The sequence below is a fragment of the Mycolicibacterium sichuanense genome (genome assembly GCF_033741125.1).
Taxonomy (GTDB): Bacteria; Actinomycetota; Actinomycetes; order Mycobacteriales; family Mycobacteriaceae; genus Mycobacterium.
In genome coordinates, this window is record NZ_JAWQPU010000011.1 from 112,330 (window position 1) to 133,161 (window position 20,832).

Annotated in this window: 20 protein-coding genes and 1 tRNA gene; 7 read left to right on the top strand and 14 right to left on the bottom strand. The window is 69.1% G+C overall.

From position 1 onward, the window contains the following. Window positions 1-21 precede the first annotated feature (21 nt). Window positions 22-3,801 (bottom strand): methionine synthase, encoded by a 3,780-nt coding sequence (metH, locus tag SBI80_RS25400; RefSeq protein WP_318977621.1) that lies wholly within the window; start codon window positions 3,799-3,801, stop codon window positions 22-24. Between the two features lie 163 nt (window positions 3,802-3,964). On the opposite strand from metH, the gene SBI80_RS25405 reads away from it, so the two are divergent. After that, window positions 3,965-4,852, top strand: coding sequence for a PAC2 family protein (locus SBI80_RS25405; protein WP_413232812.1), 888 nt, complete (start codon window positions 3,965-3,967; stop codon window positions 4,850-4,852). A 61-nt stretch (window positions 4,853-4,913) separates the two neighbouring features. On the opposite strand, the gene SBI80_RS25410 is transcribed toward SBI80_RS25405, so the two are convergent. The 9 genes from SBI80_RS25410 to SBI80_RS25450 form a co-directional block, all read right to left on the bottom strand. Beyond that, complete coding sequence (locus SBI80_RS25410; RefSeq protein WP_318977622.1) at window positions 4,914-5,789, bottom strand: SDR family oxidoreductase; 876 nt, start codon at window positions 5,787-5,789, stop codon at window positions 4,914-4,916. Between the two features lie 10 nt (window positions 5,790-5,799). Continuing rightward, complete coding sequence (mshC, locus tag SBI80_RS25415; protein WP_318977623.1) at window positions 5,800-7,047, bottom strand: cysteine--1-D-myo-inosityl 2-amino-2-deoxy-alpha-D-glucopyranoside ligase; 1,248 nt, start codon at window positions 7,045-7,047, stop codon at window positions 5,800-5,802. Window positions 7,048-7,174: 127 nt separating this feature from the next. Continuing rightward, the gene (locus SBI80_RS25420) at window positions 7,175-7,882 is read right to left on the bottom strand and encodes a 3'(2'),5'-bisphosphate nucleotidase CysQ (RefSeq protein WP_318977648.1); all 708 of its coding nucleotides are present in this window, start codon (window positions 7,880-7,882) and stop codon (window positions 7,175-7,177) included. Window positions 7,883-7,947: 65 nt separating this feature from the next. Further along, window positions 7,948-8,613, bottom strand: coding sequence for a GNAT family N-acetyltransferase (locus SBI80_RS25425; protein WP_318977624.1), 666 nt, complete (start codon window positions 8,611-8,613; stop codon window positions 7,948-7,950). 15 nt (window positions 8,614-8,628) lie between these two features. Beyond that, complete coding sequence (locus SBI80_RS25430; RefSeq protein ID WP_318977625.1) at window positions 8,629-9,489, bottom strand: Rv2133c family protein; 861 nt, start codon at window positions 9,487-9,489, stop codon at window positions 8,629-8,631. Further along, window positions 9,473-10,060 carry an Rv2134c family protein gene (locus SBI80_RS25435; protein ID WP_318977626.1) on the bottom strand — a complete coding sequence of 196 codons (588 nt, stop codon included), beginning with the start codon at window positions 10,058-10,060 and terminating at the stop codon, window positions 9,473-9,475. Before SBI80_RS25435 ends, SBI80_RS25430 begins: the two co-directional genes overlap by 17 nt. A gap of 73 nt (window positions 10,061-10,133) precedes the next feature. Next, window positions 10,134-10,811, bottom strand: a complete 678-nt coding sequence (locus tag SBI80_RS25440) for a histidine phosphatase family protein (RefSeq protein ID WP_318977627.1) — start codon at window positions 10,809-10,811, stop codon at window positions 10,134-10,136. 1 nt (window position 10,812) lies between these two features. Then, window positions 10,813-11,643 (bottom strand): undecaprenyl-diphosphate phosphatase, encoded by an 831-nt coding sequence (locus SBI80_RS25445; protein WP_318977650.1) that lies wholly within the window; start codon window positions 11,641-11,643, stop codon window positions 10,813-10,815. A gap of 36 nt (window positions 11,644-11,679) precedes the next feature. After that, window positions 11,680-11,991: a hypothetical protein gene (locus SBI80_RS25450; protein WP_318977628.1), complete on the bottom strand. Its 312-nt coding sequence runs from the start codon at window positions 11,989-11,991 to the stop codon at window positions 11,680-11,682. A 148-nt stretch (window positions 11,992-12,139) separates the two neighbouring features. On the opposite strand from SBI80_RS25450, the gene SBI80_RS25455 reads away from it, so the two are divergent. Genes SBI80_RS25455 through SBI80_RS25465 form a run of 3 tightly spaced genes read left to right on the top strand, consistent with a single transcriptional unit; the run spans window position 12,140 to window position 14,458 of the window. Next, window positions 12,140-13,108 (top strand): YncE family protein, encoded by a 969-nt coding sequence (locus SBI80_RS25455; RefSeq protein WP_318977651.1) that lies wholly within the window; start codon window positions 12,140-12,142, stop codon window positions 13,106-13,108. A gap of 28 nt (window positions 13,109-13,136) precedes the next feature. After that, window positions 13,137-13,394 carry a DUF5703 family protein gene (locus SBI80_RS25460; protein ID WP_318977629.1) on the top strand — a complete coding sequence of 86 codons (258 nt, stop codon included), beginning with the start codon at window positions 13,137-13,139 and terminating at the stop codon, window positions 13,392-13,394. Beyond that, window positions 13,394-14,458 (top strand): quinone-dependent dihydroorotate dehydrogenase, encoded by a 1,065-nt coding sequence (locus SBI80_RS25465; protein ID WP_318977653.1) that lies wholly within the window; start codon window positions 13,394-13,396, stop codon window positions 14,456-14,458. Before SBI80_RS25460 ends, SBI80_RS25465 begins: the two co-directional genes overlap by 1 nt. 4 nt (window positions 14,459-14,462) lie before the next feature. Here the strand turns inward: SBI80_RS25465 and SBI80_RS25470 are convergent, their stop codons facing one another. Continuing rightward, window positions 14,463-14,990 carry a YbhB/YbcL family Raf kinase inhibitor-like protein gene (locus SBI80_RS25470; protein WP_318977630.1) on the bottom strand — a complete coding sequence of 176 codons (528 nt, stop codon included), beginning with the start codon at window positions 14,988-14,990 and terminating at the stop codon, window positions 14,463-14,465. Window positions 14,991-15,033: 43 nt separating this feature from the next. Beyond that, window positions 15,034-16,383 (bottom strand): M20/M25/M40 family metallo-hydrolase, encoded by a 1,350-nt coding sequence (locus SBI80_RS25475; protein ID WP_318977631.1) that lies wholly within the window; start codon window positions 16,381-16,383, stop codon window positions 15,034-15,036. A gap of 67 nt (window positions 16,384-16,450) precedes the next feature. Between SBI80_RS25475 and SBI80_RS25480 the strand changes: the two genes are divergently transcribed. Continuing rightward, window positions 16,451-16,536: transfer RNA gene (locus SBI80_RS25480), tRNA-Leu, on the top strand. A 7-nt stretch (window positions 16,537-16,543) separates the two neighbouring features. On the opposite strand, the gene SBI80_RS25485 is transcribed toward SBI80_RS25480, so the two are convergent. Continuing rightward, window positions 16,544-17,629, bottom strand: coding sequence for an alpha/beta hydrolase fold domain-containing protein (locus tag SBI80_RS25485; protein WP_318977632.1), 1,086 nt, complete (start codon window positions 17,627-17,629; stop codon window positions 16,544-16,546). Window positions 17,630-17,873: 244 nt separating this feature from the next. Between SBI80_RS25485 and ctaD the strand changes: the two genes are divergently transcribed. Together ctaD and SBI80_RS25495 are read left to right on the top strand one after the other, a co-directional pair. Continuing rightward, the gene (ctaD, locus tag SBI80_RS25490; RefSeq protein WP_318977633.1) at window positions 17,874-19,619 is read left to right on the top strand and encodes an aa3-type cytochrome oxidase subunit I; all 1,746 of its coding nucleotides are present in this window, start codon (window positions 17,874-17,876) and stop codon (window positions 19,617-19,619) included. A gap of 127 nt (window positions 19,620-19,746) precedes the next feature. Then, window positions 19,747-20,481, top strand: a complete 735-nt coding sequence (locus SBI80_RS25495; RefSeq protein WP_318977634.1) for a polysaccharide deacetylase family protein — start codon at window positions 19,747-19,749, stop codon at window positions 20,479-20,481. A 10-nt stretch (window positions 20,482-20,491) separates the two neighbouring features. On the opposite strand, the gene SBI80_RS25500 is transcribed toward SBI80_RS25495, so the two are convergent. Further along, a complete protein-coding gene (locus SBI80_RS25500; protein WP_318977635.1) occupies window positions 20,492-20,620 on the bottom strand; it encodes a hypothetical protein in 129 nt (42 codons plus the stop codon). Between the last annotated feature and the right edge of the window lie 212 nt (window positions 20,621-20,832).

Here is a 20,832-nt window from a genome sequence, read left to right on the forward strand (position 1 = left end):
GGAATGGTGTTCCGACATGGTTCAGTCCTCCGGGTTGTAGCCGAGGTTGGGGGCGAGCCAGCGCTCGGCTTCGGCCAGCGTCCACCCCTTGCGCCTCGCATAGTCGGCGACCTGATCCTGAGCCAGCCGGCCGACGACGAAGTACTGCGACTGCGGGTGCGAGAAGTACCAGCCGCTGACCGCAGCTCCTGGCCACATCGCCATCGACTCGGTCAGCTCGATGCCGGTGCGCTCCTTGACGTCCAGCAGCTCCCAGATCGTCACCTTCTCGGTGTGTTCGGGGCAGGCCGGGTAGCCGGGGGCAGGACGGATTCCCCGGTACTTCTCGGCGATGAGGTCCTCGTTGTCCAGCTCCTCGTCGGGCTGAAAACCCCAGAACTCCTTGCGGACCCGCTGGTGCATCCGTTCGGCGAAGGCCTCCGCCAACCGGTCGGCGAGCGACTCCAGCAGGATCGCGCTGTAGTCGTCGTTGGCCGCCTTGAACTCGTCGATCTTGACGTGGCTGCCGAGCCCCGTCGTGACGGCGAAGGCACCGACGTAGTCCGCCAGGCCCGTCTCCTTGGGGGCGATGAAGTCACCGAGGGACCGGTTCGGGATGCCGTCGCGGTGCTCGCCCTGCTGGCGCAGGTTGTGCAGCGTGGTCAGCACTTCGGTGCGGGTCTCGTCGGTGTAGACCTCGACGTCGTCACCGACGGCGTTCGCCGGGAAGAACCCTATGACGCCGTTGGCCGTCAGCCACTTCTCCTTGATCAGGGTGTCGAGCATCTCCTGGGCGTCGTCGTACAGCTTGCGAGCCGTCTCGCCCGAGACCGGGTTGTTGAGGATGTCGGGGAAGCGGCCCTTCATCTCCCACGCGTTGAAGAACGGCTGCCAGTCGATGTACTCGCGCAACTCAGCCAGGTCGTAGTCACCGAATTCGCGAATTCCCGTGCCTTGCAAGGGAACCGGCGGCGTGTAGCCGTCCCACTCGATCGGCGTCCGGTTGGCCCGGGCCTTCTGGAGCGTCAGCATCGGCCGCTCGTTCTTCTGGGCGTGCCGCTCCCGCAGCGACGCATAGTCCTTCTCGGTGGCCTCCAGCAGTGCCGGACGCTGCTTGTCGTCCAGCAGCGCGGCGGCGACCGGCACCGAACGCGACGCGTCCTTGACCCAGACCACCGGCCCGCTGCGGCGCGGGGACACCTTCACCGCCGTGTGGGCGCGCGAGGTGGTGGCACCACCGATCAGCAGTGGGATCTGCAGCCCCTCGCGTTCCATCTCGACGGCGAAGTTGACCATCTCGTCCAGCGACGGGGTGATCAGCCCGGACAGCCCGATGATGTCGGCGTCGTGCTCCTTGGCGGCAGCCAGGATCTTCTCGGCCGGCACCATCACGCCGAGGTCGATCACCTCGAAGTTGTTGCACTGCAGGACGACTCCGACGATGTTCTTGCCGATGTCGTGCACGTCACCCTTGACGGTCGCCATGATGATGGTGCCGTTGGTGTCCTTGGCCCCGGAAGTACCCAACTCAGCCTTCTCGGCCTCGATGAACGGCAGCAGGTAGGCCACGGCCTTCTTCATCACCCGCGCCGACTTCACGACCTGGGGCAGGAACATCTTGCCAGCACCGAACAGGTCGCCGACGACGTTCATGCCGTCCATCAGCGGGCCCTCGATCACCTCGATGGGCCGCCCGCCGGCGGCGGCGATCTCGGCCCGCAGCTCCTCGGTGTCGGCGTCGACATGGGCGTCGATGCCCTTGACCAGGGCGTGCGTGATGCGCTCGCGAACCGGGAGAGATCGCCACTCGGCGGCTCTTGGATCTTCGGTCTTCTCCGACCTGTTGTACCGCTCGGCGATCTCCAGGAGCCGCTCGGCGGCGTCCTCGCGCCGGTTCAGCACGACGTCCTCGATGCGGTCCCGCAGTTCGGGGTCGATCGAGTCGTAGGGCACCAGGGCGCCGGCGTTGACGATGCCCATGTCCAGGCCGGCCTTGACGGCGTGGAACAGGAACACCGCGTGGATCGCCTCGCGGACGGGGTTGTTGCCGCGGAACGAGAACGACACGTTCGAGATGCCGCCGGAGATGTGCACCCCGGGCAGGTTCTCCTTGATCCAGGCGCAGGCCTCGATGAAGTCGATGCCGTACGTCGCGTGTTCCTCGATGCCGGTGGCCAGCGCGAAGCAGTTCGGGTCGAAGATGATGTCCTCGGCCGGGAAGCCGACCTCTTCGGTCAGGATCCGGTAGGCGCGCCCGCAGATCTGGATGCGGCGCTCCAGGTTGTCGGCCTGTCCCTGTTCGTCGAAGGCCATCACGACGACGGCGGCGCCGTACTTGCGGCACAGCCGCGCCTCGCGGATGAACTTCTCCTCGCCCTCCTTCATGGAGATCGAGTTGACGATCGGCTTGCCCTGCACGTTCTTCAGGCCGGCCTCGATGACCTCCCACTTGGAGGAGTCGATCATCACCGGGACCCGGCTGATGTCCGGTTCGGCCGCGATCAGCTTGGTGAACCGGTCCATCGCGGCGACGCCGTCGATCATGCCCTCGTCCATGTTGATGTCGATGACCTGCGCACCGACCTCGACCTGCTGCAGGGCCACCGACAGGGCGGTGTCGTAGTCCTGCGCCTTGATCAGGTTCCGGAACCGGGCGGAGCCGGTGATGTTGGTGCGCTCACCGATGTTGACGAACAGCGAATCGTCGGTGATGTTGAGCGGCTCCAGCCCCGACAGCCGGGTCGCGACGTCGATGTGCGGCACGTCCCGCGGTTTCACCCCGTCGACGACCTTGGCGATCTCGGCGATGTGCGGCGGAGCGGTGCCGCAGCAGCCACCGACCAGGTTGACCAGCCCGGCCTCTGCGAATTCGGCGAGGTAGCTGGCCTGGCGCTCCGGCGATTCGTCGTACTCGCCGAAGGCGTTGGGCAGCCCGGCGTTCGGGTAGCAGGACACGAAGGTGTCGGCGATGCGCGCCACCTCGGCGATGTAGGGCCGCATCTCCGGCGCACCGAGGGCACAGTTGAGCCCGACCGCCAAGGGCCTGGCGTGCCTGATCGCGTTCCAGAAGGCCTCGGTGACCTGCCCGGACAGCGTCCGCCCCGAGGCATCGGTGATGGTGCCCGAGATGATCAGCGGCCAGCGGCGGCCGCGCTGCTCGAACAGCGTCTCGACGGCGAACACCGCGGCCTTGGCGTTCAGCGAGTCGAAGATCGTCTCGATGATCAGGAGGTCGGACCCGCCGTCGACGAGCCCGTTGGCGGCTTCGAGGTAGGCGGCCACCAGCTGGTCGTAGGAGACGTTGCGGGCGCCGGGATCGTTGACGTCCGGCGAGATGGACGCCGTGCGCGTCGTCGGGCCGATGGCGCCGGCGACGTAGCGGGGCCGCTCCGGGGTGCTGAACTCGTCGGCGGCCGCCCGCGCCAGCGCGGCACCTGCGTAGTTCAGCTCGTAGCTGAGGTCGGCCATGTCGTAGTCCGATAGTGAGACCGCGTTCGCGTTGAACGTGTTGGTCTCGAGGATGTCGGCACCGGCCTCGAGGTACTCGCGATGGATCGCCTCGATGATCTGCGGCTGCGTCAGGGTGAGGAGGTCGTTGTTGCCCTGCAGTGAGGTCGGCCACTCCGTGAACCGGTCCCCGCGGTAGCCGGCCTCGTCGGGCCGGTCCCGCTGGATTGCCGTGCCCATCGCGCCGTCGATCACCATGATCCGCTCGCGCAGCGCAGCCGTCAGCGCGTCGGTGCAGTCCGGGCGAATGTTCGGCGCGAAGGTGTCCGACGCAGAGTTATCCGACTGATGGGCAGTCACGTGCGCTCCTTCCATATCGGAAGGCGTCCTTGACTCTGCCGAGCGTGGCGGATATCGGAAGGGGACCGGCCCCCCAGATAACCGTTGCAACGCCTCTCGACCAGAAAAGTCTACGTGGTCATCGGATCGACGTCCGACCACCGACTCCTCGCCACGCGCCGGGCGATGGCCTTCGCCGGTGCCGGGCAGGGCTTACGCTGGGCTGGTGACAGACCTGCCCGACCTGCAGGACACCATCATCGTCGCGGCCTTCGAAGGCTGGAACGACGCCGGTGACGCGGCCAGCGACGCGCTCGAGCACCTCGACGTGATCTGGGAGGCCGAGACGATCGTCGAGATCGACGACGAGGCCTACTACGACTACCAGGTGAACCGCCCGGTGATTCGTCAGATCGACGGCGTGACGCGCGAGCTGGTGTGGCCGTCGATGCGGATATCGCACTGCCGGCCGCCCGGCAGCGACCGCGACATCGTGCTGATGCACGGCGTCGAGCCGAACATGCGCTGGCGGACGTTCTGCGCGGAGCTGCTGGCCATCGCCGAGAAGCTCAACGTCGACACCGTGGTGATCCTCGGCGCCCTGCTCGCCGACACCCCGCACACCCGCCCGGTGCCGGTGTCGGGTGCGGCCTACTCCCCCGAGTCCGCCAAGTACTTCGGGCTCGAGGAGACCAGGTACGAGGGGCCGACGGGCATTGCCGGGGTGTTCCAGGATGCCTGCGTGGCGGCCGGGATCCCGGCGGTCACGTTCTGGGCCGCGGTGCCGCACTACGTGTCGCAACCGCCCAACCCCAAGGCGACGGTGGCGTTGTTGCGCCGGGTGGAGGACGTGCTGGACATCGAGGTGCCCCTGGCCGACCTGCCGATCCAGGCCGAGGAGTGGGAGCAGGCCGTGAGCGAGATGACGGCCGAGGACGAGGAGATCGCCGAGTACGTGCAGTCCCTCGAGGAGCGCGGCGACGCCGAGGTCGACATGACCGAGGCGCTTGGCAAGATCGACGGTGACGCCCTGGCCGCGGAGTTCGAGCGCTACCTGCGCCGCAGGGGCCCCGGCTTCCGCGGCTAGTAGGGCGGCGCGGCCAGCCCCGACGAGCGAAATTGCACCCTCGGCACGAACAGCCGTCGCATCAATTCTCCAGCGTCTCGGTATGGGCACTGGTCGAGCGCCCCAGCGCGGCCACCTCGGCGTCCATCCGGGGCAGGAGGTCCGGCACGAAGCGCTGCACTGGAGCCTCGCCGAACCGGGTCGACAGCAGCGGCCGCAACCAGCGCACCACGCCGACCCAGCTGGGGCAGTAGACGCGGGTGCTGCGGTTCTCGATGCCCTTGATGAACGCGGCCGCACACTTGTCCACCGAGGTCGTGACGTTCAGCGGGAACGGCAGTTTCGTGAGCATCTCGGCGAACGTCGACAGATCGGCCTTGGTGTCGCGCACCATCGCCGTGTCGATCCACGACATGTGCGCCGAGCCGACGGCGACCCCGCGGAAGCTCGACTCGAGCCGTAGCGCGTTGGCGAACTGCTCGACGGCGGCCTTGCTGGCGTTGTACGGGGCCAGGCCCGGGGCTGCGGTGAACGCGGCGAGCGACGACACGACGAGCACGTAACCGCGCCGTTGCACGATCGACGGCAGCGCGGCGCGCACGGTGTGGAACACGCCGAGGACGTTGATGTCCAGCAGCCGCTTGAAGGCCTCGGGATCCACCTGCAGCACCGATCCGTAGCTGGCGATTCCGGCGTTGGCGACGACGACGTCGATGCCACCGAAGCGCTGCACCGCCTTTTCGGCGGCGGACTCCATGGCGGCCAGATCGCGGACGTCCGCACGGACGGTCAGCACGCGGTCGTCACCCAGTCGGGCCGCCTGCGCCGCCAGCGCGTCCCCGTCGACGTCGATCAGCACCAGGCTCGCACCCCTGGCGTGCAGGCCGCGAGCGACCTCCGCACCGACCCCGGCCGCGCCGCCGGTGATGAACACGACTTTCCCACGAACGGAACCCATGGGCGGAAAGCTACCTCAGATGGAGCTCGACTCCGAGCAATGCGTCGACGGCCGTGGCCACCGTGCCGGGGGCGGCGGTGTCCGTACCGCCGTACTCCAACGCATCGGTGGCCCAGCCATCAAGGGCGGCAAGGGCTTTGGGGGTATCGAGATCGTCGGCGAGGTAGCGCCGCACCCGGTCGATCACGTCGGCGGCAGCGGGCCCGGCCGGCAGCGCCGTGGCGTCGCGCCAGCGGGCAAGCCGGTGCTGCGCCTCGGCCAGGACCGCGTCGCTCCAGAAGCGGTCGCGACGATAGTGTCCGGCCAGCAGGCCGAGCCGGATGGCAGCGGGTTCGACTCCGTCGGCCCGCAGCCGCGACACCAGCACGAGGTTGCCGCGGCTCTTGCTCATCTTGTGCCCGTCCCAGCCGATCATCCCCGCGTGCACGTAGTGCCGCGCGAATCGGCGCTCACCGGTGACCGATTCGGCGTGGGCGGCGGAGAACTCGTGGTGCGGGAAGATCAGGTCGCTGCCGCCGCCCTGCACGTCCAGCCCCGTGCCGATGCGGTCCAGCGCGATCGCCGAACATTCGATGTGCCACCCGGGCCGGCCCGGGCCGAAGGACGACGGCCAGCTGGGCTCCCCCGGTCGCTCGGCGCGCCAGAGCAGCGCGTCGAGCGGATCGGTCTTGCCGGGCCGGTCCGGGTCGCCACCGCGCTCACCGAACAACCGCAGCATGGTGTCGCGGTCGTAGTTGGATTCGTAGCCGAACTGCGGCGTCGCGTCGGCATGGAAGTACACGTCCGGGTACTGGGCGTCTTCGACCACATAGGCCGCACCGGAGGCCAGCAGCTTCTCGACCATCTCGACCACCTCGGCGATGGCATCGGTGGCCGCGACGTAGTCGCGCGGTGGGAGCACCCGCAGCGCAGTCATGTCCTCGCGGAACAGTTGGGTCTCCCTGGCGCCGAGCTCACGCCAGTCGATCCCGTCCCGCGCGGCCCGTTCGAAGAGCGGATCGTCGACGTCGGTGACGTTCTGCACGTAGTGCACCCGATGACCGGCATCCAGCCACGCCCGGTACACCAGGTCGAAGACGAGGTAGGTCGCCGCGTGACCGAGGTGCGTCGCGTCGTAGGGGGTGATGCCGCAGACGTACATGGTGGCCTCGTCACCGACGGAGACCGGGCGCACCTGCCGGTCGGCGCTGTCGAAGAGGCGCAACTGCGGTCCCTGGCCCGGCAGCTCCGGAACGGTCGGCGCAAGCCACGATTGCATGGCCTCGACTCTAGGGATCGGCCGGACCTTCTCGCGTGCCGGGTGAATGATGCCGTCCTCCTCGCCTACGGGTGGCAGTCGTGAGTGTCATGACAACGCTGCCGGTCGATCCATTCCCGGTGGAGGTTCAGCACACCGACCGGATCGCATCGAGCAGCGTGTCGGCGAACTCTGGCCGGCACATCACGAAGTCGGGCAGGTAGGGGTCGGGCCGGTTGTAGCGCAGCGGCGAACCGTCCAGCCGGGACGCGTGCAGCCCCGCCGCCCGAACCACCCCGGCCGGGGCCGCCGAGTCCCACTCCCATTGGCCGCCGGCGTGCACGTAGGCATCGACGTCGCCGCGGACCACCGCCATCGCCTTGGCCCCCGCCGAGCCGATGCCGATCAGCTCGACGTCGAGCATGTCGCTCAACCACCAGAGCAGCGTCGGCGGCCGGTGGCGACTGGTGGCGATCCGGATCGGCCCGGCGTCCCGCGGGGGCGGCGGCACGACGGTGTCCGAGCGGTACACCCGTCCGTACGCGGGCAGCCCCACGACCGCATCGGTGATCTCCCCGTCCGCCCCGCCCGTGCGCTGCCACAGCGCGATGTGGACGGCCCAGTCGAGGCGTCCCGGCGCCGAGAACTCGCGGGTGCCGTCGACGGGGTCGACTATCCACACCCGGTCGGCGTCGAGGCGCGACAGGTCGTCGGCGGCCTCCTCGGACAGCACGGCGTCCCCCGGCCGATGTTCCCGCAGCCGTTCCAGGATCAGGGCGTTGGCGCGCCGGTCCCCCGCATCGCCGAGGCCGTAGTAGTCGGCGAACCCGATCTCGGCGCGCAGTTGGACGAGCATCCGTCCGGCTTCGTCGGCCACGTCCGCGGCGAGCGCCGCATCGCTCGTATCGGTGCTAATTGGCGCTACCGGGGCGTCGCACCGGGGGCGCGCACGACCATCGGCACGGCGGGGAAGTAGGCGGCCATCTCCGAGCGGCACCTGCGCAGCGCGGCGGTGCCGTAACCGCGGTGCCGGTAGTCGGGGTGGATCCAGATCCGGACGTTGACCTCACCGTCGACCAGCTCGCCGAAGACCATGCCGACCTTGGCGCCGGCCTCCTCGGCGACGAGCCACACCGCTTCCTCGTTGGACACCCGGCCCAGCGCGGCACTGATCTCGTCGTCGAGGTTGCCCGCCGGGGCGCCCGACCCGTCGCCCTTGGCGCCGACGTCGGTGGTGCGGGCGGCGAACAGGTCGCGGTCGGCGTCCGAGGAGAACACGCGCAGGGCCAGGCTCTCGCCCGAGCTCGCGGGGCGCTCGCCGAGGGTGAAGGTGAGCTGCTTGTTGAGATCGTCGAGTTCACCGGCGATGCGGCGGCGCGAGTCGCGGGTGAGCTGGTCGAACGACATGGTCATGACGGCCTCGCCACCGAGCGCGGACGTCTCGAGCAGCGTCGCGATGGAGGCGACGGCGGCGGCGCGGTCATCGGCTTCGACGATCACGTCGAGGACTTCGTGGCGGCGGTCGAGCGCCTTGGCGAGTGCGTCGGCGATTTCCCGGCGGGCGGCGGCGTGATCGTGATCAGTCATGCCGATGAGCGTAGATCAGAATGCCGGCCACGGGATCGGCCTGCGCCGATCCGGAGTGGGCATCACCGGATTCTCCAGCAGACCAACGGCTCTGGCGTAGAGCGCGTCGATCTCCCGGTTGGTGATGAAGGGCCGCAGCACCTCGTCGAAGTCACCCAGCAGTGCGTCGCGCAGGGCGGCCACGTCGCGCAGGGCATCGTCGTCGACCGGCTTGCCCGCCCAGCCCCACAGCACGGTGCGCAGCTTGTCCTCGGTGTGCAGGCTCACACCGTGGTCGACGCCGTACACGTTGCCGTCGACTCCGGCCAGGATGTGCCCGCCCTTGCGGTCGGCGTTGTTGATGATGACGTCGAAGACGGCCATCCGGCGCAGCCGTGAGTCGTCGGCGTGGACGAGGGTGACCTCGTCGCCCGCGTAGTCGTAGGCCTGCAGGATCGGCAGGAACCCGGGCGGGACGTGGCCAGCGGGCAGCAGGTCCACCAGATCGGGTCCGGCGGCCTCGTCGTGCTCGGCGTCGATGGCTGCGTCGTCGAGGACGTCACCGGGCTGTTCGACCCAGCGCTGCACCATCCCGCGTCCGGCGGGCCCGTCGCGAACGACGGTGTAGGGCACCACGTTCCACCCCAGCGCGGCCGACACCAGATAGGCCGATACCTCGCGGCCGGCAAGGGTGCCGTCGGGGAAGTCCCAGAGCGGGGCCTCACCGGCAACCGGCTTGTAGACGCAGTGCGCCTGCCGCTCCCCCAGATTGGCCTCGCAGAGGAAGGTGGCGTTGCTCGCCGATCGGATGCGACCGATCACCGTCAGATCGCCATCCCGGATGACCGCGTGCAGGACTTCTTCGTCACCGGACCTCGACTCAGATGTCGACGTCATCGTCGGCTTCGGTGAGGGCGCCGCGTCGATAACCGTTGGTGCGCACGCAAATGTGTCCGGCCGGGTCCAGCGGCTCGTCGCAGAGCGGGCACGGTGGGCGGCCCGCCGAGATCACCCGGTTCGAACGGGCGGCGAACTCCCGCGCGGACTCCGGGCTCAGGAAGACGCGCACGGCGTCCGGCCCGTCCTCGGCGTCGTCGAGCACCACCGAGGCGTCGAATTCGGTGTCGGACACCGCGAGCAGTTCGACGACGATGGTCTGCGCCTCGGCGTCCCAGCCAAGTCCCATCGTGCCGACCCGGAACTCCGCGTCGACCGGGGTGATCAGCGGGCTGAGATCCTCGACCTGGCCCGTCTCGGGTGGGACGGGCGTACCGAACCGCCGGTTGATCTCGAGCAGCAGCGCAGCGATCCGCTCGGCCAGCACCGCGACCTGTTGCTTCTCCAACACCACCGACACGACCCGCTCGTCGTGCACGGCCTGAAGGTAGAAGGTGCGGTCGCCGGGCTGCCCCACAGTCCCGGCCACGAAGCGGTCGGGGGAACGGAAGACGTGAATCGAGCGGGTCATGGCACCTCCCAAAATACCGGTATAGCCTCCGCAGCCGTAATTCGAACGGCGGCGCTGTCGGCGCGTCGGGGCGTCAGTCGGTCGAACCGCCGACCACCGCATCACCCGAGGGTTCGGGCTTGGCGATCAGCGCGTTGCTCAAAGCGGGCCCCGTGTGGTTGACGTGAAGCACGAAGGGCCGCACCGACGTGTAGCGGACGACGCTCATCGAGGCCGGGTCGGCGGTGATTCGCTGGAAGCCGTCCAGGTGGGTGCCGAGGGCGTCGGCAATGACCGCCTTGATGACGTCGCCATGCGTGCAGGCGACCCACAACACGTCGCGTTCGTGCTGCTCGGCGAGGGTGCGGTCGTGTTCGCGGACGGCCGCCACCGCCCGCGCCTGCACCTGGGCCAGACCTTCGCCGTCGGGGAACACCGCGGCACTGGGATGCTGCTGCACCACCGCCCACAGGGGCTCCTTGACGAGCTCGCCGATCTTGCGTCCGGTCCAGGCGCCGTAGTCGACCTCCGAGAGCCGCTCGTCGACCCGTGGCTCGAGGCCGAGCGCCGCGGCGAGGGGGGCGACCGTTCGCTCACAGCGCAGCAGCGGTGAGCGCACGATCGCCTCGACCGGCAGCTCGCCGATGCGCGCGATCAGCGACTCGGCCTGTTCGCGGCCCTTGTCGTCGAGGTCGATCCCCTCCGAGCGGCCCGCGAGGGTGTGGGCGGTGTTCGACGTCGAGCGCCCGTGGCGCAACAGGATGACGGTCATGTCACTGCGCTGCCACGGCGCCGGTGCCCAGCGCGATCAGCAGGGCGACGCCGAGGATCACCCGGTAGCCCACGAACCAGTACATGCCGTGGCGCACCAGGAATCTCAGGAACCACGCCACTGCGGCATACCCGACGACGAAGGCGATCAGCACGGAGACCAACAGCTGGGGGCCGCTGGCGCTCAGGCCGGTGCCCGTGGGGTGGAACGCATCGGGCAGCGAGAACAACCCCGAGGCGAGCACGGCGGGGATCGCGAGCAGGAAGCCGAACCGGGCGGCCGCCGCGCGCTGCTGACCGAGGAACAGACCGGCGCTGATCGTCGCACCCGAGCGCGACACCCCGGGGACCAGGGCGAGGCACTGCGCGAGCCCGATCAGGATGCTGTCGCGCCAGGTGAACTGCTCGATCGGACGGGTCTTGCTGCCGAAGTACTCGGCGGCCGCGATGACGACCGAGAACACGATCAGCGCGGTGGCGATGATCCACAGGTTGCGCACGTCGTTGCGGATGTAGTGCTTGAAGATCAGGCCGGCGGCGCCGATCGGGATGGTGCCGATGATCACCCACCAGCCAAGCCAGTAGTCCGCCGTGCGACGGGTGGCGTCGCGCAGGCCGCCGAACCACGCCGCCAGAATGCGGCCGATGTCGCGGCCGAAGTAGATGAGCACGGCCAGCTCGGTTCCGAGCTGGCTGACGGCGGTGAACGAGGCACCGGCGTCGTCGCTGAAGAACACCTGGGACACGATCGCGAGGTGGGCCGACGACGACACCGGCAGGAATTCCGTCAAGCCCTGCACTACTGATAGGACCAGCACCTGCAACCACGACATGTCCGTCACGGGAGACGACCGTACCGCGCAGGCGCGTCAGCGGGCCGGGCGAGGGACCGGGTTGGCGTCGGCGACGGCGTCCCTGACGGCGGCGGCCAAGCTGCGCTCGTCGGTCACGTCGACGTGCGCCAAACTCCTGCTGGCCACGGCGACGACGTCCTCGGCCTGCGGCACCGGTCCGGCAAGTCGCGGTCGGTAGACCTCCACCGAGAGCGTTTGCTTGTGCACCTGGAAGGCGAAGCTGCGGCCGTCACCGACCCGGCCAAACCCGCTGGCGTGCATTCCCGTCGACATGTCCTCGACCGCGAACTCGTCGTTCGACACGTCGCCGTCGGTCGCCAAGGCCATGACCGAACCATACCGTCGGCCCGTGGACGCAGCGTGCCTAGACTGGCCCTTCCATCGCCATCCGTCTCCCATACCCGAGAGCTACCCCTTGCCCCCTCGTGCGACACCACAGCGTCGGCTAGCTCACGGGGTCCTGGCGATCGTGACGATGGTTGCCTGTCTGGCGTGCTCGTCGAGCCCCTCCGACACGCCGCCCCCGACGATCCCTGCCGCCCAGGCGGCCGTGTCACCTGCGGTGACGGGCAAGCCCGACGGTATCGTGCTGCCGCTGGCCGGCGCCGGTGAGGCGGCCGTCTTCGAGCCGGCGACGTCCTCTCTGACGGTGCTGGAGCGTGCTCCGGCCAGCGGTTCGCAACTGATCGTCTACCCCACGTCCGGGCCGGTCAGGACGATTCCGCTGCCCGCTCCCGCGACCGCGATCGTCGCCGACGGCGGTGGCACGGTGTTCGCCGCGGCCAAGGGTGGCTACTTCTCGGTCGACGTGCGGGCGGGCACGGTGGACCGGTTCGACGTCGACGGCGAGGCCGCCACCGACTTCACCGCGATCACCCGGCGCGCCGACGGCAAGGTGGTGCTCGGCAGCGCGGCGGGCGCGGTGTACACCCTTGGCTCGGCCACGGCTGTCGCGGCGCGACTGCAGATCTTCGCGAGGGTGGATGCGCTGGTCGCGGTGGGTGACACGGTCGCGGTGCTCGACCGGGGGCAGACGTCGGTGACGATGGTCGACGCGTCGGGCACCAAGCAGGAGCATGCACTGCGGGCCGGAGAGGGCGCCACCACGATGGTGGGCGATCCGCTGGGCCGGCTGCTGGTGGCCGACACCCGCGGTGACGGCCTGCTGGTGTTCGGCACCGATCCGCTGATCCTGCGCCAGCGCTCCCCCGTCCGCGGTGCGCCGTACGGGCTGGCCGGGTCGCGGAGCCTGGCCTGGGTGTCGGAGACGGCGACGAACAGCGTGGTTGGTTACGATCTGGCCACCGGAATTCCCGTCGAGAAGGTGCGTCATCGAACCGTGCAGCAACCGAACTCCCTGGCCTTCGACGATCGGACCGGCACGCTGTTCGTGGTGTCCGGTGCCGGCGCGGGGGTGCAGGTGATTACCGGGGCGGCCCGATGAGCGCTTGCGCGAAGAGCCGGGTGCACCGATGAGCGGCCACCAGCGCGGACGCATGCCCGCCGCGTGGGAGGCGGATCTCTCCGACGACTACGAGTGGATCCCGTTGCGCCTGCCTCCGGACGTGACCCGGGTGTCGGCGTCGATCCGGCTGTCCATCGAGGCCGAGTACCGGGGCTGGGAGCTGACCCGGGTTCGGCTGTACACCGACGGTAGTCGCCGAGTCTTGTTGCGGCGCAGGAAGACTGCGGCGGCAGGGCTGGGCATCGACGATCTGCCGGCCCCGTGATCTACCACGCGCTGCGGCGGATCCTGTTCCTGGTGCCGCCCGAACGGATCCACGCCATCGTCTTCGCGCTGCTGCGCGCCGTCACGGCGTGGGGACCCACGCGGCGCGCACTGACCCGGTGGCTGGCCCCCCGGGACCCGGTCTTGCGCAGCACCGTGTTCGGTGTGACGTTCCCGGGGCCGCTCGGGCTGGCGGCGGGGTTCGACAAGGACGGCACCGGGCTGAACACCTGGGGCGCACTGGGTTTCGGCTATGCCGAGGTCGGCACCGTGACCGCACGCGCCCAGCCGGGGAATCCGCAGCCCCGGATGTTCCGGCTGCCCGACGACCGCGCACTGCTCAACCGGATGGGCTTCAACAACCATGGCGCAGGCGAGCTGGCACTGCGGCTGAGCCGGCAGGTGTCGGCGGTGCCCATCGGGGCCAACATCGGCAAGACCAAGACCACCGCACCGCCGGACGCCGTAGCCGACTACGTCGAGAGCGCCCGGCTGGTCGGCCCGCTGGCGACGTTCCTCGTCGTCAACGTCAGCTCGCCGAACACCCCGGGTCTGCGCGATCTGCAGGCCGTCGAGTCGCTGCGGCCGATCCTGGCGGCGGTCCGCGCGCAGACCACCACTCCGGTACTGGTGAAGATCGCTCCAGACCTCTCCGATACCGACGTCGACGCCATCGCCGACCTGGCCGTCGAGCTGGGCTTGGCCGGCATCGTCGCCACCAACACCACGATCTCGCGCGAGGGCCTGCGCACCGAGGGCGTCGCCGAGCTCGGCCCTGGCGGCATCTCCGGCGCGCCGGTCGCCCACCGGTCGGTCGAGGTGCTGCGGCGGCTGTACCGCCGCGTCGGCGACCGTCTGGTGCTGATCAGCGTGGGCGGCATCGAGACGGCCGACGACGCGTGGGAACGCATCACCGCGGGCGCCTCACTGCTGCAGGGCTATACCGGCTTCGTCTACGGCGGAGGCCTGTGGGCCAAGCACGTCCACGACGGCCTGGCCAAGCACCTGCACCAGGCCGGGTTCGCCTCCCTGACGGACGCCGTGGGCTCTGCAGCCGAGCGGTAGCCGCCTACTTCTGCTCGTAGGTGCCGTAGATGACGGCCCTGGCGATGGCATGGCTGAACAGGTTGAAGCCGAGATAGGCGGGCGTGGCGCCCTCGGGCAGGTCCAGCTTCTCGACGTCGACGGCGTGCACGGCGACGAAGTAGCGGTGCGGGCCGTGTCCGGGGGGCGGCGCGGCGCCGATGAAGCGCTTGAGGCCAGCGTCGTTGGCCAGGGTGACGGCGTCACCTGGGAACCCGGTGTGGCTGCCGTCGCCGACGCCGGCGGGCAGGTCGGTCACGGTGGCGGGCAGATTGGCCACCGCCCAGTGCCAGAAGCCCGATCCGGTCGGCGCGTCGGGGTCGTACATCGTGACGGCGAAGCTGCGGGTGGTCTCGGGGAAGCCCGACCAGCTCAGCTGCGGCGAGATGTCCGACCCACCGGCGCCCATGATGCCGCTGACCTGGTCGTTTCCCAGCGGCTGGCCGTCGGTGATCGACGTCGAGGTCAGGGTGAAGCTCGGCAGCTTCGGAAGGGTGTCGTAGGGGGTGCTCATCTGCATCCTTTCGGTTGGTGGTGCGGCTGGCGGGTGGGCGGGATCAGCAGTGCAGCAGGAAGCTCTCGAGCACCCGCGCACCGAAGGTCAGCGAGTCGACGGGTACCCGCTCGTCGACGCCGTGGAACAACGCAGCGAAGTCTAGCTCGGGCGGCAACCGCAGCGGAATGAAGCCGAAGCAGCGAATGCCAAGGCGCGCAAAGTGTTTGGCGTCAGTTCCACCGGAGAGCATGTAGGGAACGATGCGCGCCTCTGGATCGACCGACAGCAGCGCCGCGTTCATCGCGTCGACCAGGTCGCCGTCGAACGTCGTCTGATAGGACGGCAGCTTGGTGATCCATTCCCGCGTCACGTCGGGGCCGATCAGCTCGTCGATGGTGGCCTCGAACTCCGCCTGCCGGCCCGGCAGCACCCGGCAGTCGACGACGGCCTCGGCGGTGGCGGGGATGACGTTGGCCTTGTAGCCGGCCTTGAGCATGGTGGGGTTGGCCGAGTCGCGCATCGTCGCGCCGACGATCCGGCCGATGGGCCCGAGCTTGGCGATGGTGCCGTCCAGGTCCGGCGAGTCGGGGTCGAAGGCGTGTCCGGTCTCCTCGCCGACCGCGGTGAGCAGCTGCGCGACGGGATCGGTGAGCACCAGCGGGAATTCGTGGTTGCCCACCCGAGCCACCGCAGCCGCGAGGGTGGTCACGGCGTTGTCCCTGGCGTCGTGCACGAACGAGCCGTGCCCGGCGCGCCCGCGGGCCGTCAGGCGCATCCACTGCATGCCCTTCTCGGCGGTCTCGACGAGGTACAGCCGCTTGTCACCGCCGTCGCGGTGCGGCACCGTCAGGGAGAAGCCGCCGACCTCGCCGATGGCCTCGGTGACGCCGGCGAACAGCTCGGGCCGGTTCTCGACCAGCCACTGGCAGCCGTACTTGCCGCCCGCTTCCTCGTCGGCGACGAACGCGAACACCAGGTCCCGCGGCGGCACGGTGCCCGTCCGCTTCAGATACCGGGCGACGGCGATCATCATCCCGATCATGTTCTTCATGTCGATCGCGCCGCGACCCCACACGTAGCCGTCGGAGACCGCTCCCGAGAACGGGTGCACGCTCCAGTCGGCGGCCTCGGCGGGCACCACGTCGAGGTGGCCGTGCACCAGCAGCGCACCGCGACTGGGATCGGCGCCGGGCAACCGGGTCACGACGTTTCCGCGCCCCGGCGCCCCTGACTCGACGTACTCGCATTCGTAGCCGACGTCCTCGAGCTGTCCAGCCACCCAGCGCGCGCACTCCCCCTCACCCGCCGTGGTCTCGAGCTCTCCGGTGTTGGTCGTGTCGAACCGAATCAGCGTGCTGACGAGTTCGACGACCTCGTCGCTGGGCTGCGGAGTTTCTGTCACGGTCACCATTCGTACCACTGCGTGGGCAGCCGGGTTTTGGTCCGGGCCCCTCAATCCGTTAGCCTTAGGCGCTCTTGTCCGAGTGGCGGAATGGCAGACGCGCTAGCTTGAGGTGCTAGTGCCCTATTAACGGGCGTGGGGGTTCAAGTCCCCCCTCGGACACTCCAACTCAGGCGACCCGTCGCGCGAAGTCCGCGACGTCGCGCAGGGCGCGCTCGAACAAGTCCGGGACGGCCGCCCCCATCAATTGCTCGCAGGCGTGTCCGACGCCGGCATAGGTGTGTCCGGTGGCGTCGACCCCGGCCCGCTGCAGCTTGCGCAGGTACGCCAGTCCCTCGTCGCGCAGTGGATCGACCTCGTCGGTGGTCACCACGTGCGGCGGCAGCCCGCGCAGTTCGTCGACACCTGCGTGGTACGGCCACGCCAGCGGGTCGCGGGCGTGCTCCCCCGTCGGGTCGTACAGGGTGGCCATCAGCGTCATGACCGACGGGCTGAGGATGTATCCCTCGTTCTCGACCAACGACGCCAGCGCGGGGTCCGGGGCGTCGTAGCCCCCGAAGATGAACGGCACCTGGGCGTAGACGCCATCGACGTGGTCGGCGCGGCCGTCGCGCATCGCCTTCAGCGCCGTCGCGAGTGAGAGGTTCCCGCCGCCGGACTCGCCGGTGACCACGATCGACGTCACCCCAAGCCCCTCACGCTGGGTGTGCATCCAGTGCAGGGCGCTGGCGCAGTCGTTCAGACCGGCGGGGAACGGGTGCGGCCCCAGCGCCCCACCGGCGTTGCGGAACTCCACCCCGACCACCAGGCAGCCCTGCGCGGCGAGGTGATTGCGCCAGAGCATGGCGCCGCGGTCGGCCGCGGTCAGGATCGTCATTCCGCCGCCGTGCAGGTGCAGCAGCCCGGGCAGCGGGCCTGCCGCACCGATGGGCCGGTGGACGAACAGGTCGATGGCGTTACCGTCGATTCCGGCGATGGTGAGGTTGCGCATCTCGACGCCGCTGGCGTCGGGCACGTCGGCGAGCAGTGCGCCGAACAGGCCGTCGAACCCCTGTTCGGTAGCGGCTGCCACGGCCAGCAGGTCCTCCACCGGCGACTGCCGGGTGACCGGGAGCTCGGCGGCGCGGGCGTCCAACCCGAAGGGGGCCAGTGCCGCGACCATCCGCGGATCCGCACGCGGGTCCGACCGCAGTTCCATCGTTGGGTCGCCGAGGCGTCCGGGAAGTTCGACGTCGAGCGTGTGGGATCCGGTCATGTCGCGAAACTACCCCCGCACCACGACCTCGGGGGACGCGGTGACCAAAGCGCCGTGGCGCGACCATCATTGGCCAACTCGCCGTCGGCACGCGGATCCTAGAACGCCCCGATCCTGCTGTCGTGGTGAGGCGCCGCGATGCAGCGATGACGAAAGTCCCTACCGCAGGCGCGCCGCGCTGCGGGTGAATGAACGCGCACCCGCGGGCGGCCAAATGCCGTCCGCCAGAAGCGACTGGGGACGCATGACCATCGAAGCAGCACGAGTCGAGCATCTCGAGGCCCGGCGGCCGTTCCCGGCCCGGCTGGGCCCCAAGGGCAACCTCATCTACAAGCTGATCACCACCACCGATCACAAGCTGATCGGCATCATGTACTGCGTCGTCTGCTTCATCTTCTTCTTCATCGGCGGCCTGATGGCGCTGTTCATCCGCGCCGAACTGACCCTGCCGGGGCTGCAGTTCCTGTCCAACGAGCAGTACAACCAGCTGTTCACCATGCACGGCACCGCCATGCTGCTGTTCTACGCAACCCCGATCGTGTTCGGCTTCGCCAACCTGGTGCTGCCCCTGCAGATCGGCGCCCCCGACGTGGCCTTCCCCCGCTTGAACGCGCTGTCGTTCTGGCTCTTCCTGTTCGGCGCGCTGATCGCGCTGTCGGGCTTCCTCACCCCCGGTGGCGCCGCGGACTTCGGCTGGACCGCCTATACGCCGCTGACCGACGCGATCCACTCGCCGGGGCCCGGCACGAACCTGTGGATCTTCGGGCTGGGCGTGGGCGGCCTCGGCACCATCCTCGGTGGCGTCAACATGATCACCACCGTGGTCTGCATGCGAGCCCCGGGCATGACGATGTTCCGGATGCCGATCTTCACCTGGAACATCCTGGTGACGTCCATCCTGGTGCTGATCATCTTCCCGATCCTCACCGCCGCACTGTTTGGACTGGCCGCCGACCGCATCCTCGGCGCGCACGTCTACGACGCCGCCAATGGCGGAATGATCCTGTGGCAGCACCTGTTCTGGTTCTTCGGCCACCCCGAGGTCTACGTGATTGCCCTGCCGTTCTTCGGCATCGTCAGTGAGATCTTCCCGGTGTTCAGCCGCAAGCCGATCTTCGGCTACACCACGCTGATCTACGCGACCCTGGCCATCGCGGCGCTATCGGTGGCGGTGTGGGCGCACCACATGTACGCCACCGGCGCGGTGCTGCTGCCCTTCTTCAGCTTCATGACGTTCCTCATCGCCGTCCCGACGGGCATCAAGTTCTTCAACTGGATCGGCACGATGTGGAAGGGGCAGTTGACCTTCGAGACGCCGATGCTGTTCTCGGTGGGCTTCCTGGTCACCTTCCTGCTCGGCGGCCTGTCCGGCGTGCTGCTGGCCAGCCCGCCGCTGGACTTCCACGTCACCGACAGCTACTTCGTGGTGGCCCACTTCCACTACGTGCTGTTCGGCACCATCGTGTTCGCCACCTACGCGGGCATCTACTTCTGGTTCCCGAAGATGACCGGCCGGCTGCTCGACGAGCGCCTTGGCAAGTTGCACTTCTGGCTGACGTTCATCGGCTTTCACACCACCTTCCTGGTGCAGCACTGGCTCGGCACCAGCGGCATGCCGCGCCGCTACGCCGACTACCTGCCCTCGGACGGGTTCACGACACTGAACATCATCTCCTCCATCGGCGCGTTCATCCTCGGCATCTCCACGATCCCGTTCGTGTGGAACGTGTTCAAGAGCTGGCGCTACGGCGAGCCCGTCCTGGTCGACGATCCGTGGGGGCATGGCAATTCGCTGGAGTGGGCGACGTCCTGCCCGCCGCCGCGGCACAACTTCACCGAGCTGCCCCGGATCCGTTCGGAGCGACCGGCGTTCGAACTGCACTACCCGCACATGGTCGATCGGATCCGATCCGAGGCCCACGTCGGCCGTGGCCCGCACCCGTCCGGTGGCGACGTCACCGAGCGCGACGACGCCAGCGTCCGCACCTGAGCACACGACCCGGGTCGATCCAGCCCCTTCACAGCACATCCGCGGCTCGGCCACAGCCGAGCGGGGCAAGGTGAGCACGGGCAGTCTTTGCCCGACGTCCCTTTCGACGACTGAAAGCCGTTGCCCGATGGTCGAACTGACCCGCCGGACGTTCATGGGGGTGTGCGCTCTCGGAGTTGCGGCGGCTGCCACACCCGCCTTCCCCGCCAAGGCCGTGCCCCCGACGATCGGTACGGCGCGGGTCGCCCCGCCCGTCGGTGTCCTGACCCGACTACCCGGGGACGGGACCCAGCTCGCCCTGACCGTCGACGACGGGTGCAGCACGGCCGACGTGGCGGCGCTTGGCCGGTTCTGCGCCGACACGGGCATGCGGATGACGTTCTTCGTCAACGGCGTCAACCCGTCGTGGATGGTCAACGCCGACCTGCTGCGGCCGATGGTGGCCTCGGGGCAGATCCAGCTCGGCAACCACACCTGGTCGCATCCGCACATCACCAAGATCAGTCCTGCCGCCCTGGACCAGGAGATCGGGCGCAACGCCGACTTCCTTCGCGACACCTACGGCGTCGACGGCACCCCGTACTTTCGGCCGCCCTACGGCAGCCACGACGCCGCCACCGACCGGATCGCCGCCAACCACGGGTACACGACCATCGCGCTGTGGAGCGCTGAGATCGGTGACTCCCGGCCGATCGACGAGGCCGGTCTGATCGCCAACGCGCACGGCTGCTTTCAGCCGCAGCAGATCGTGCTGATGCACGCCAACCTGCCGCCGATCAGCCACGTGCTGCCGCAGTTGGCCGACGTCGTCGCGGCCAAGGGGCTGCAGACGGTCACCCTGGCCGACGTGTTCGCCAGCTAGCCCCGGCGACCTACTCGTCGGTCGACCGCTCCGGCGGTGCCGGCGCCATGCCCCCGTCCTCGGGCTGCAACTCAGCCGATCCGTCGTCTTCCTCGGCGGCGAGATGCTCCTCGGCACGGCGGTGGTCGGGACTGGTCATGGCGAAGGTCCTCCGATCATGGGGCGCTCGTCGCTCCGCACACGACGTACCCGCTATCGCGCTCGCCAACCGGGTGCTCGAGCTACCCGTCGGACTGGTCGTCGGTCGGGTTACGGTTCGGTCAGGAGTCGGTCGGGGTGGTGGTAGTGGTTGATGCGGGCTTGGCCGACGTCGAGTTCGGGTGGGGGTATCCATTCGACGCCGTGGGGTCC